This window comes from Roseateles sp. (genome assembly GCF_047654805.1).
In the GTDB taxonomy this organism is placed as follows: Bacteria; Pseudomonadota; Gammaproteobacteria; order Burkholderiales; family Burkholderiaceae_C; genus Pelomonas.
Genome location: NZ_JASGIV010000001.1, coordinates 4,594,701 through 4,606,675 on the forward strand (window position 1 = coordinate 4,594,701; position 11,975 = coordinate 4,606,675).

10 protein-coding genes and 1 pseudogene are annotated in these 11,975 nt (G+C 69.7%); 7 read left to right on the forward strand and 4 right to left on the reverse strand.

Annotated elements, in window-relative coordinates; genetic code table 11:
* Positions 1-16 precede the first annotated feature (16 nt).
* Both QM732_RS20655 and QM732_RS20660 read left to right on the forward strand, forming a co-directional pair.
* Entirely contained in the window at positions 17-340 is a 324-nt protein-coding gene (locus QM732_RS20655; RefSeq protein ID WP_415657972.1) for a hypothetical protein, read from the forward strand.
* A gap of 1 nt (position 341) precedes the next feature.
* Positions 342-1,202: a hypothetical protein gene (locus QM732_RS20660; RefSeq protein ID WP_415657973.1), complete on the forward strand. Its 861-nt coding sequence runs from the start codon at positions 342-344 to the stop codon at positions 1,200-1,202.
* Positions 1,203-1,220: 18 nt separating this feature from the next.
* Here QM732_RS20660 and QM732_RS20665 read toward each other — a convergent pair whose 3' ends face one another.
* From QM732_RS20665 to QM732_RS20675, 3 genes are read right to left on the reverse strand one after another with little or no spacing between them, the layout of a single operon-like run.
* Positions 1,221-1,835: a glutathione S-transferase family protein gene (locus QM732_RS20665; protein ID WP_415657974.1), complete on the reverse strand. Its 615-nt coding sequence runs from the start codon at positions 1,833-1,835 to the stop codon at positions 1,221-1,223.
* Positions 1,832-2,089 carry a hypothetical protein gene (locus QM732_RS20670; protein ID WP_415657975.1) on the reverse strand — a complete coding sequence of 86 codons (258 nt, stop codon included), beginning with the start codon at positions 2,087-2,089 and terminating at the stop codon, positions 1,832-1,834. Before QM732_RS20670 ends, QM732_RS20665 begins: the two co-directional genes overlap by 4 nt.
* Entirely contained in the window at positions 2,082-4,361 is a 2,280-nt protein-coding gene (locus QM732_RS20675) for an FdhF/YdeP family oxidoreductase (RefSeq protein WP_415657976.1), read from the reverse strand. Before QM732_RS20675 ends, QM732_RS20670 begins: the two co-directional genes overlap by 8 nt.
* Positions 4,362-4,596: 235 nt before the next feature.
* On the opposite strand from QM732_RS20675, the pseudogene QM732_RS20680 reads away from it, so the two are divergent.
* Positions 4,597-4,770: pseudogene (locus QM732_RS20680) on the forward strand (transposase); the annotation flags it as partial.
* Between the two features lie 241 nt (positions 4,771-5,011).
* Here the strand turns inward: QM732_RS20680 and QM732_RS20685 are convergent.
* A complete protein-coding gene (locus QM732_RS20685; protein ID WP_415657977.1) occupies positions 5,012-6,214 on the reverse strand; it encodes an ATP-binding protein in 1,203 nt (400 codons plus the stop codon).
* 570 nt (positions 6,215-6,784) lie between these two features.
* Here QM732_RS20685 and QM732_RS20690 point away from each other — a divergent pair.
* The 4 genes from QM732_RS20690 (at position 6,785) to QM732_RS20705 (ending at position 11,819) form a co-directional block, all read left to right on the forward strand.
* Positions 6,785-8,134, forward strand: coding sequence for a sigma-54-dependent transcriptional regulator (locus QM732_RS20690; RefSeq protein ID WP_415657978.1), 1,350 nt, complete (start codon positions 6,785-6,787; stop codon positions 8,132-8,134).
* Positions 8,134-9,498 (forward strand): sensor histidine kinase, encoded by a 1,365-nt coding sequence (locus tag QM732_RS20695; protein ID WP_415657979.1) that lies wholly within the window; start codon positions 8,134-8,136, stop codon positions 9,496-9,498. The genes QM732_RS20690 and QM732_RS20695 overlap by 1 nt, the downstream gene beginning before the upstream one ends.
* A gap of 58 nt (positions 9,499-9,556) precedes the next feature.
* Positions 9,557-10,627, forward strand: a complete 1,071-nt coding sequence (locus QM732_RS20700) for a PEP-CTERM sorting domain-containing protein (protein WP_415657980.1) — start codon at positions 9,557-9,559, stop codon at positions 10,625-10,627.
* Between the two features lie 160 nt (positions 10,628-10,787).
* Complete coding sequence (locus QM732_RS20705; protein ID WP_415657981.1) at positions 10,788-11,819, forward strand: serine/threonine protein kinase; 1,032 nt, start codon at positions 10,788-10,790, stop codon at positions 11,817-11,819.
* Positions 11,820-11,975 lie beyond the last annotated feature (156 nt).

Consider the following 11,975-nt stretch of genomic DNA (forward strand, 5'->3'; position numbering starts at 1 on the left):
CCAGATCCTCGGCGAAGTGCTGGTGGAGCTGGGCCTGCACTCGGTGGCCGAACCATTTCGCAAGCGGCCCAACGTCTGGCTGGCCGTGCTGGGCTACGCGCTGCTGGGCGCCGGGCTCGGCGCGCTGAGCCTGTGGGCCTTTCCCGGCCACCTCACGCGCGAGGGCTGGCCACGGCTGCTGAACCTGGTGCTCACGCCGGTGCTGGCCGGGCTGGCGATGGCGTGGCTGGGCCGCTGGCGCGCCCGCCGCGGCGACCCGGTGCTGCGCATCGATCGCTTCGCCTACGGCTATCTGTTCGCGCTGGCGGTGGCGCTCGTGCGCTTCAACTTCGCAGGCTGAGATGCAGCCCTCACGCCGGCGCATCATCCTGCTGGCAGCGCTGGCCGCGGCGGCCGGCCTGCTGTACGTGCTGCGCGAGCCCGCAAAAGCCCCCACCCTGCAAGACCCGGCCGCGGCGGCAGCCTTGCCGCTGGAGCTGCCCACCGCCGGACCCGCCGGCATGGCCCAACCGCATGCCCCGGTCCAAGCTGCCGCGCCGGCCCGACTACCTGCTCCCGAGGCCTCCGCACCTCGCATCGGCTCCGAAGGCTACGGCCCGCACATCGAGCGCGCCCAGGCCGGTGGCGACGCCGCTGCGGCCTGGGAGGCGGTGCAATGGCTGCAGCAGTGCGCGTCGAACTCGGCGACGCGCCAAAGCTACGAAAGCGTGCGTGGCGGACGCATCCCGCAGGAAATGCTGACCCAGTTGATGCTGGAGGCCGACGCCGAAGGACGTCTCTGCCAGACCGTCACCGCCTGGCACTGGGCCATGCTGCAGGAGCTCGCGCTACGGGCGATCCGGGGCGGGGTCCCGAACTCAGCCGTGGGCCTTGCCACCATGATCAAGCCCGGCGACATCACGCCGGCGCTGCGCCAGGAAGTGAGCGACGCGATACGCCGCGATGCCGACTCCGGCGAGCCGGGCAGCATGCTCGGCGCCCTGACGGACGGTGCCGCCTGGGGACTGAGCGACGACGAGCGGCTCGGCTACCTCGTCGCCTTCAGCGAACTGGACGGCAACGGCGGACCGGCGCTGGTCAGGCAGTGGCTCTCGCAAGGCACCGTCGAATTCAAGACTGCACCCACTGCGCAGCAGCTGTCTGCCGCACGGGCCGCCGGCCAGCAGATCGCCGACCGCATACGCGCCGGCAGGCTGCCTTGAGACCCGCTTGAGGCCAACTCAAGGCATCCCGTTGCCCACGTAGTCCGCAAACCCTGGCTGCGTGCTCAGACGCTCCAGCCACGCGTCCACGGCCGGCAACCCGACCCGCTCGATGGGCGCGTTCTTCCAACGCTGGGCGGACAGGCCAAGCACGACGTCGGCCAGCGTGAAGCCAGCCCCCGCGACGAAGGCGCCTGTCCTGGCGAGCTGCCCGTCGAGCATGGCCATGTGCCGGTTCCAGCTGGCGACGCTCGCTTCGATGGCCTCGGGCGTGGCCGGCTGGCCTCGCACCAGAGCCATGAAAGCGACTCGCCAGGAGTTGTTCAGCTCGCCGGCCTGCCAGTCCATCCACTGCTCCACGCGGGCGCGGGCCTGGGGCTCGTCGGGCAGCAGTGCTGTTGCACCCTGCCGGTTCGCGAGGTAGCGGCAGATGCTGTTGCTCTCCCACAGCACGAAGTCACCGTCGATGAGCACGGGGATGAGGCCATTGGGGTTCAGCGCCAGGTACTCCGGCTCCTTGGGCGAGCGAAAGCCCGGCCCCCAGTCCTCGCGCGCGAGATTCAGGCCCAGCTGGGCGGCGGTCCACATGACCTTGCGGACGTTGATGGAGGGGAGTCGACCGAGAAGCTTCATGGTGGCGATGCCAGTTGTTGTGCCGCCTCGCGGCCGGCGGGGGTGAGGTGGGCGGTCCAGCGGCCCGCGTCGTCGCAGGCCAGGCGCACCCAGCCGGGGCCGCGCACACCGGCGATGGTGGCGTCGCCCAGCGCGGTGCCCTCGCGCAGCAGCACGCTGACGCGCTCGTCCAGCCGCTTGGCCAGGCGCGCGAGGGCCACGCCCTCACCGTGGTCCAGCGCCAGCAGCAGGGGCAGCAGCCTGTCCTCAGCCATGCCGGCTCAACATGACGGGGATGGACTTGGATGTCGGCGTGCGCGCGACCAGGGAGAAGCTCTCCAGCGGCACCAGCGGGTTGGTCTCTGGGTAGTAGCTGGCGAGGCAGCCACGCGGGATGTCGTAGGCCACGAGCAAGAAGCGCTCGGCGCGGCGTTGCTGCACTTCGGCCCCGTCCTCGGCGACGTAGAGGCTGGTGATGTCCACCCAGTCGCCGGCCTTCATGCCGAGATCCCTGAGGTCGTCGGCATGGATGAAGACGACGCGGCGATGGCCGTAGACGCCGCGGTAGCGATCATCGTGGCCGTAGATCGTCGTGTTGTACTGGTCGTGCGAGCGCAGCGTCGTCAGCGTGAAGACGCGCACGTCGCGTTGGCGGTCGGCGACGCGACGCTCGGCAAGGTCGGTGGGCAGCGCATGGGCGCTGAACTGGGCCTTGCCGCTGGCGGTGGCCCAGACGCGCTCGCTGGCCGTGTTGCGCAGGCGAAAGCCGCCGGGCTGCTTGACCTTCTCGTTGAAGCCGGCGAAGTCCGGCAGCACGGCAGCGATCTTGTCGCGGATGGCGGCGTAGTCGCCGGCGAGCTGCAGCCAGGGCGTGCGGCTCTTCGTCAGGGTGGCCACAGCCATGCGCGCGACCAGCATGGGCTCGGAGAGCAGGTGCTCGCTGGCCGGCGCGTTCATGCCGGAAGACAGGTGGACCATGCTCATCGAATCCTCCACCGTCACGCCCTGCGGGCCCGAGGCCTGCACGTCGATCTCGGTGCGGCCAAGCACCGGCAGCACCAGGGCCTGCCCGCCGTGCACCACGTGGCTGCGGTTGAACTTGGTCGTGATGTGGACCGTCAGCTCGCACCGGCGCAGCGCACGCCAGGTCGCAGCGGTGTCGGGCGTGGCGGCAGCGAAGTTGCCCCCCATCGCGATGAAGACCTTGCCACGACCGTCCAGCATGGCCTGAATGGCGGCCACAGTGTCGAAGCCGGGCTCGCGCGGCGGCTCGAAGCCGAAGACCTCGCCGAGGCGATCCAGAAAAGCCGGTGCGGGCTTCTCGTAGATGCCCATGGTGCGGTCGCCCTGCACGTTGCTGTGTCCACGCACCGGGCAGGCGCCGGCACCTTCACGGCCCAGGTTGCCACGCAGCAGCAGCAGGTTGACGATCATCTGGATGGTCGCCACGGAATGACGGTGCTGGGTGATGCCCATGCCCCAGCAGGCGATGACGCGTTCGCTGCCCGCGTAGATGTCGGCGGCCTGCTCGATCTGCGCGCGCGTCAGCCCCGAGGCCTCGACGAGGGGCTCCCAGGGCTGCTCGCGCAGCTCGGCGACGAAGTCCTCGAAGCCCTGGGTGTGCTCGGCGATGAAGGCCTGGTCCAGCGCACCCAGCTCGACGACGCGCTTGCACATGCCCTTGAGCAGCGCGAAGTCGCCGCCCACCTTGAGCTGGAAATAGTGGCTGCTGATCGGCGAGTCGCCCAGCGTGGCCATCTCGATGGCGTTCTGCGGGTCGGCGAACCGTTCCAGGCCGCGTTCGCGCAGCGGGTTGAAGCTGACGATGCGCGCGCCGCGTTTGCGCGCAGCGCGCAGCTCGCCCAGCATGCGCGGGTGGTTGGTGCCCGGGTTCTGGCCGAACACGAGGATGCAGTCCGCGCGCTCGAAGTCCGCCAGCGTCACCGTGCCCTTGCCCACGCCGATGGTGGGCTTGAGCCCCGAGCCGCTGGGCTCATGGCACATGTTGGAGCAATCGGGGAAGTTGTTGGTGCCGTACTCGCGCACGAACAGCTGGTACAGGAAGGCAGCCTCGTTGCTGGTGCGGCCCGAGGTGTAGAAGATGGCCTGGTTGGGGTCGTCCAGTGCCTGGAGCTCACGGGCGATCAGCGCGAAGGCGGCGTCCCAGCTGGTGCGCTGGTAGCGGTCGGTCCGGGCGTCGTAAACCATGGGCTCGGTGAGCCGTCCGGTAGCCTCCAGCTCATAGTCCGACACCTCGGCCCACTCGCTCAGGGTCTTCGCGCCGATCACCTCCGGCGTCGCCCGCCGCGCCGTCGCCTCGGCAGCCACGGCCTTGGCACCGTTCTCGCAGAACTCGAAGGTGGAGCGGTGGTCGCGGTCCGGCCACGCGCAGCCCGGGCAATCGAAGCCGTCCGCCTGGTTGGCGTGCAGCAAGGTCTTTGCGCCCTTGACGGCCACGCCCTGCTCGTTCAAATGCCGGGCGACGCTCTTCAGCGCACCCCATCCGCCTGCCGGGCCGTCGTACAGCTCGATCTTTTGCTCGCTCATGGCGAGCAGACTAGCAGCTACGGCCCGCGCGGCGCACGGGCCGGCGGCTGAGCCGGCGGGAATGATGGCAGGGCGGGTGGCTCCAGGCTGGTTGCGGCAATTCACCAGCGGCTGCTTTGCGGGACGTCATTTGTGGACCCGCTTTCGGCGGCACATGAAGACGAAGTGCGCTGCCCCCTGAGATTTGCAGCAGGAAGTTCTAGAGTCCGATCCACCCGAGACGGAGATCGGACCGATGAAGAAGCGATACACCGAGGAACAAATCATTGGATTCCTGCGTGAGGCCGACGCTGGCCTGCCGGTCAAGGAGCTGTGCAGGAAGCATGGCTTCAGCGAGCCGAGCTACTACGCCTGGAAGGGCAAGTTCGGCGGCATGAACGTGTCAGACGCGCAGCGGCTGAAGACGCTGTAGCCCAGTTCCACGATCTCGCCGGCTCGGGCCTGTATCAGGCTAGCAGCCTCCGCGTTAGAAGCAGCTTTGACCTAGTGCATCGTCTGTCCACCCTCGTTGTCTGGGGTCGCCTGCGAGCAGGCCAAAACGATGGCGGTCGCGAAGCCGATCCACACGGTCAACGCGCCCAGCACGAACGCCAGCGCCAGCAGCGAAATGGTGGGGCCTGAAGACTGAGTTGGCCCCGCCTCAGCTCCGGTTAGCCGCCGCCTGCCGCCTCGATCTGTTCCCTGGCCTTGGTCCGCGCTGGGGCCGCCGCGGCGTTGGATATGTTGAGCCAGTCGATGTGCTGCGAGTCCTCGATGTAGTAGGCGCCGCGGCCGGACTTCCAGACGAATTTCGCGCCGCGGAGGCGATCAAGCGCGTTCTGCGCGACGGTGGACGTCACGTTGCCAAGGTTTTCACCGGTCGCCGCCAGCACCACGACTCGATAGGCCTCCCGTGTGGCCTTTGCGAACGGCTCGAAAGCATCGCCTTGCTCGGCCATGACGTGAAGAACCGCCGCGTGCAGCGGCTCCATGGCGCTGACGCTTTTCAGGAAGGTGGTGCGCTCCTGGGCCAGCGAGTTCTCGGAGGCTGCCATCAGCGCTGCGTCCAGCTCTTCGACCTCCGTGGCTGTGTTGGTAATCGTCGCCGCCTTGTAGGCCGCGCGGAACGGTTCGGGTCTGAAGCCGAAGCCCTTGAACGAGGCGCGCACGGCGTCCATGCTTGGGCGCGGATCGACCTTCTGGCGTCCATCGAACCAGATCAGGTAGTCGTCTCCCAGAGCTGGCAGCGGCATCGAGTCGGCCTTGAAGAACGCCTGATCTTTGTCTTCGACCATGGTCGCCAGCTTGTCGCGGTTCGAGCCGGTGGCCAGCAGCCGGAAGCCGGGGCCGCCGGAGGCGTTAAGCGCGTCACGGGCGGCCTTGAGCGCAAACATCGCCTGCCGGCCCTCTTCCGTGGTTTGGGCGTGCTGGGCCTCGTCGATCACCAGCGTCACAGACTTTTTGGCGGCCTTGGCAAGCACGTCTAGCGCCTTGCCCAGGGTGGCGCCCTCGCCCTTGCCGATGTTGTCGAGCGCCATCTCCAGGCCGCCGATCTTGATCTTGTCCAGGCCCACGCCCTTGGCGGCCTTGGTGATGAGGCCGTCGAACTTGGCCAGCTCGGTGCGCAGGGCGTCGGCGATCACGGCGCCCGGGTTGGCGGCCAGGTCAGCCCACAGGTCCACATAGACCACGTGCGTACCGTGCACGTCGCGCAGCTCCGGGATCAGGTCCTCGCGGATGAACGTGCTCTTGCCGGTGCGCCGCGCACCGGTCAGGAACAGCCCCGAGGCGCCTTCCTCGGACATTAGCCCGGCTGCTATGCGCTTCGCCAGTTCCTTGCGGTGGAAAAAGGTCGTGGAAGGGTTGGTGGCCATCTTTATCCCCGATTACCAGTCTTTACCAGGGTCCAATTATTGGGTTTTACCAGCAATTATCAATACCTGTCGTGTATCGCTAAGTGATTGATTTGTATTGAGATATCAAGAACCTAGCTACCCCGAGTCTTCAAAGCAAGTGCTTCTCCAGGTCGTTACGGTGGATGCAGGTCTGGGTGCCCAGGGGGTGCTGCATCGTGCGTGCGGGTTTGCGGGACGGAGAATGTATGGCGCGCTGGCGGTGCCGCGCCCACAGCGGGTGACCGGGATGCGCCAAGGACCCTACGCAAGACGTGCATCGCCGACCGACCGAGATCGCTGCACAGCCGACTTCCGTACCCCTAGCGATGCAGCGCGGCGTGGCACTAATCTCCCTCATCACCCCGATTCCGACGACCATGCCCGCCATGCCGATGGTCGGCAAGGCGGCACTCGGGGTGTCCAGCATCCAGTGGCGCCGCACGCAGGGCGCACGGCACCGGCGCCGGTATCCTCCCGCCGTCAACCGCCAGCGCGCCGCCTCGGCAGCCGCCGGCCGACAACCTCCCCGGCCCCAGCCCATGCTCCCCGATGCGACGAGTTCTGATCATTGACGACCACCCCGGCGTGGGCCAGGCCCTGGAGCTATTGCTGTCCCTGCACGACATCGAGGCCAGCGTCGCCGCCAGCCCCGAAGAAGGCCTGGCGCTGCTGGAGGCGCGGCCCTTCGGCCTGGTCATCCAGGACATGAACTTCACGGCCGACACCACGTCGGGTGAGGAAGGCGAGCAGTTGTTCCGCGCCATCCGCGCCCGGTGGCCGGACCTGCCGGTCATCCTGCTGACGGCCTGGACGCGGCTGGACGCCGCCGTGGCGCTGGTGAAGGCAGGCGCGGCCGACTATCTGGCCAAGCCCTGGGACGACGCCAAGCTGGTCGCCACGGTGGAGAACCTGATGGAGCTTGGCGAGGCGAATCGCGAGATCGCGCAACTGCGCGAGGCGCGGCGCGAGCGGCGCGCAGCGCTGGTACGGCGCCACGACCTGGCCGGCCTGGTGTTCGGCTCGGACATGATGCTCTCGCTGCTGGAACTGGCCGGCCAGGTCGCAGCGGCACCGGTGCCGGTGCTGATCACCGGACCCAATGGCGCGGGCAAGGAGCGCATCGCGGCATTCGTGCATGCGAACTCGGCCGCGCGCGACGGCGCCTTCGTCGCGCTGAACTGCGGCGCGCTGCCGGCCGACCTCATCGAGGCGGAGCTGTTCGGCAGCGACAGCGGCGCCTACACGGGCGCGGCCAAGGCCCGCGTGGGCCGCTTCGAGGCGGCGGACGGCGGCACCCTCTTCCTCGACGAGATCGGCAACCTGCCCCTGGCGGGACAAGTCAAGCTGCTGCGCGTGCTGGAGACGGGCCAGTTCGAGCGCCTGGGCTCCAGCAAAACGCGCCAGACCCGCGTGCGCGTGCTGTCGGCCACCAACGCCGACCTGCGCGCCATGGTCAAGGCCGGGACTTTCCGCGAGGACCTGTTCTACCGCCTCAACCTCATCGAGCTCAAGCTGCCCGCCCTGGCCGAGCGCCGCGAGGACGTGCTGCCCCTGGCCGAGCACTTCCTGGCCGGGCGCGCGCGGCTGAGCGACGCCGCGCGCGAGGCGCTGATGGCGCACCGCTGGCCGGGCAATGTTCGCGAGCTCAAGAACGCCGTCGAGCGCGCGGCCCTGCTCTGCCAGGGCGGCGAGATCACGCCAGCCCTGCTGGGGCTGGAGGATGCCGGCGGCAACGGTAACGGCGGCGGCGCATGGCGCAATCTCGACGAGCCCAGCCGCGAGACGGTCGTCGCGGCGCTGAACGCCGCCGGCGGCGTCGTCAGCCGCGCGGCCGGGCAGCTCGGACTGTCGCGCCAGGCGCTGTACCGGCGGCTGGAGCGCTACGGGATCGCGCCTTGATGCCGCTGTCGCTGCGCGCCCGCGCGCTGCTGTCGCTGGCGGCGGCAGCCGTCGTGCCTCCGCTGGTCATCCTGGGCGTGCGCCGTGCCGGGCTCGAGGCGGGCGTGGCCCTGGCTGCGGCCATCCTCGTGATGCTGCCGCTGACGGGCTGGCTGGCGGCGTTCTGGCTGGCGCCACTGCTGCGGCTGACGCGCGCGCTAGAGGGCGCCGTGCTGAGTTACCGCGACGGCGACTTCAGCCTCAACCTCGCCCCCAACGGCCCGCGCGAGCTGGCCGAGCTGACGCGGCTGCATGCCGAGCTGGGCCTGGCGCTGCGCGAGCAGCGCCAGCACCTCACGCAGCGCGAACTGCTGCTGGACACCATCGTGCAGAACACGCCGGTCGCGCTGGTGCTGACCGCGGCGAGCGAACGCATCGCCATCGCCAACCTGGCTGCACGCCAGCTGCTGGGCGACGGCCGCAGCCTGACCGGACTGGACTTCGCCACCGTCATCGCGGCACAGCCGGAAACCCTGCGCGAGGCGCTGGCGGGCGACGGCGACCGGCTCTTCGCGGTGACGCTGCCCGATGGCTCCGAGGAGACCTTCCATCACAGCACCCGGGCGTTTCGCCTGCAGGGCCAGCCGCACCGGCTGCGGCTGCTGCGGCGAATGACGCGTGAGCTGTCGCGCGCCGAGGTGGCGACGTGGAAACGCGTCATACGCGTGCTCAGCCATGAACTGAACAACTCGCTGGCGCCGATCTCGTCGCTGGCCCACAGCGGCGCCGAGCTGGCCCGGCGTGGCGACGTCGAACGCCTGCCGCAGGTGCTGGCCAGCATCGGAGAGCGTGCGGCCCATCTGCACGGCTTCCTGGCGGGCTACGCCAGCTTCGCCAAGCTGCCCGCGCCGCGCCGCGCGGAGGTGGACTGGGCGGCGTTCCTGAACCGGCTGGCCCTGCTGGGCGAGTTCCATCTCGACAGCGAGCTGCCCGGCCAGCCCGGCTGGTTCGACGCGGCGCAGATCGAGCAGGCCCTGTTGAACCTGATCAAGAACGCGCACGAGTCGGGCAGCGACCCCGACGAGATCCTGCTGCGCCTGCGGCCTCAGGGCGCCGAGATCGCCATCGAGGTGCTGGACCGCGGCCCCGGCATGAGCGAGGCCGTGCTGGCGCAGGCCCTGCTGCCGTTCTATTCCACCAAGCGCACCGAGCCTGGCTCCCAGGGCGGCACCGGCCTGGGCCTGGCGCTGGCGCGCGAGGTCGCCGAGGCCCACGACGGCCGCATCGCGCTGGCCAACCGGCGCAGCGGCGGACTGCGCGTGACCATCCGGCTGCCGCAGCCTGGCGTCCTGTCGAATAGGGATGGCAAGCCCGGCAGTTCGTGACAGACTGCACAAATTGTGTCCGGGCCGCTGCCGGCCCGCCACCCTGGGAGCCGTCGCCATGTTCTTCCGCGTATCCCTTCGCACCCTGGCCCTGCTCAGCCTCTCGGCCCTGGCATGCGCCGTCCAGGCCCAGTCGCAGTTCCGCGTCTTCGCCGAGGCCTACGGGCGCTATTACAACGACGTCCAGACGACCAGCCCCGTCTTCGGCCTGGACCCCGGCGGCAACCCCAACACCGTCTACGGCACCATCAACTACGGTGTCGACTACGCCAGCGCCGCCGCCTATGACCAGCTCACGTCCCTGCCCAGCGTGACGGCCGGCGGCACGTGGGCCGGCGACGCCAGCCAGGGCATGACGACGGTGACCAGCCACGCCTACGGCATGACCGACTGGGGCAGCAATCACGCCAGCGCCTCGACTTCGGGCTTCACGCCGGTCAGCCGCAGCTATGACGGCCAGTTCATCGTCGGCAGCAACACCTGGCCCATGCACGTTGAGAGCAGCAATGCCAGCTATGCCGTCGGGCGCTCGACCTGGGAGGAGCTCTACCAGATTGGCGGCGGCACCGGCACCGGCCAGTTCACCGGCACCGTCCATATCGACGGCACGCTGGCCGGAACCCTGGGCAGTGGCACCGCCACCCTCGACTGGTCGCTGAAGACCTTCTCCAACCAGCTCGTCGCGTCCGTCAATGCGTCCTACGACGCGGCCGCCGACCTGTGGTCCATGAACGTGTTCAGCAACGGCCTGTGGACCAACACCACCGGCAACGGCCCGCTGACGATCAACGCGGACGTCATCGGCGGCTACAGCTTCACCTATGGCGCAGCGCTCTACCTGAAGTCCGAGCTGGTCACCAGCATCTCCGGCAACGGCTCGGCCGACTTCTCCAACACGGTCCAGTTCACCGGCATGTCGCTGCCGCAGGACGCCACGGTTTTCGTGATGTCCGGCGCCAGCGCGGCGGACTACGGCATCTTCTTCGCCGGCAATGGCAACGGCACGATCTGCCAGGATCTGGCGTGCGCGGTCGGTGCTTCGCCCCCCGTCCCCGAGCCCGGCACCTACGCGATGCTGCTGTCGGGCCTGGGTATCGTGGCCTGGGTGGTGCGCCGGCGCCGCCGCTGAAAGTCCCTGGCCAGGACACACGCCTTGGCCGGCCTCGCGGCCCGGGCCAGGCCGCGCAGGTCTCGCGCGGCGCGGCTGCCGTGAGCGAATGCGCGGGGCGGCCCGGTTTGCAACGCCGGGGGATGGCGGCGCCCTGGGGTCACCCCTAATATGCTGCGCCATGCGCATGCCCAACCTGTCACTGCCGCCACCGGCCGCCGCCGCTCCGCTGGAGGAAGGCCAGGCCCTCGGCGTGTGGCGCCTGATCCGGCCGCTGCCCGACGGCGAGCAGGCGCATGCAGGCCAGTGGTACAGCGCCCGCCATGCACTGGCCACGGAACAGCAGGCTGCCGTCCTCGTGCTGGATCGCAGCGACCAGGGCGCCGGCGTCATGCTGCGCTACGCCGATCAGGCCGGCGACCTCGCCAAGCTGCAGCACCCGCACATCGCGGTACCCAGCGACAGCGGCGTGACGCCCGACGCCCACCCCTATCTGATCCTCGAAGGAACGCACGGCGAGCCGCTGCTGCCGCGGCTCGAGCAGCTTGAGCTGCGCGAGCGCGTCGAGCTCCTCGTGCAGCTGTGCGAAGCGCTGCGTACCGCCCACCAGCAGGGCTGGCTGCTTGCCGAGATCGATCCCGCCATGATCTGGCTGGATCCCGAGGGCAACGTGCGCCTGATGGGCCTGGGCCTGACCCGCATCCCCGACCCGACCGATCCCTTCGACCGCGGCCTGAGTCTGGGCGCGTCGCCGGCCTTCATCGCGCCCGAACGTCGCAACGGCGAGCCGCCCAGCCTGGCCAGCGAGGTCTATGGCCTCGGCGCGCTGTGCCGCGTCTTCGTCTGCGGCTGGGAGGACACGCCCAAGGGCCTTGCCCCGTTGCGCAGCGGCGCCGGCCAGCAGTGGCCCAGGCTGAAGGAGGCGCAGCGGACCAAGCTCGACATGCTGCTGCGCGCCGCCATGGCCGAGTCGCCCGAGCTGCGCACCCGCGGTGCGGAAGGCCTGGCGGACGAGTTGCGCGAATGGCTGGGCCTGAGCCCGCCGCGCAGCGCGACGGCGCCGGCCGAGCCGGCGCCCACCAAGCCGGCGGCCTGGTGGAAGCGCTGGCTGTGGCTGGGTGCCGCAGCCGGGCTGGGTCTGTTGGCCATGGCCGCGCGCGTCGCCGATACGGCCGAGCCGACGGCGAGCTCCCAGAGCCAGCCACACGGCTGAACCCCGCCGCGTCGGTCGCCCGCAGGCCAGGCACCGCGAGCCTGGGGGATTGTGTGGGGGTGCGCGCCGGGCAGGCCTCGGCAAGAATGCGAGCCCCATCCCGGAGGTCCTCATGGCCCGTTCGCCGCGTGCGATGCCGATTGCCGCCTGCACTCT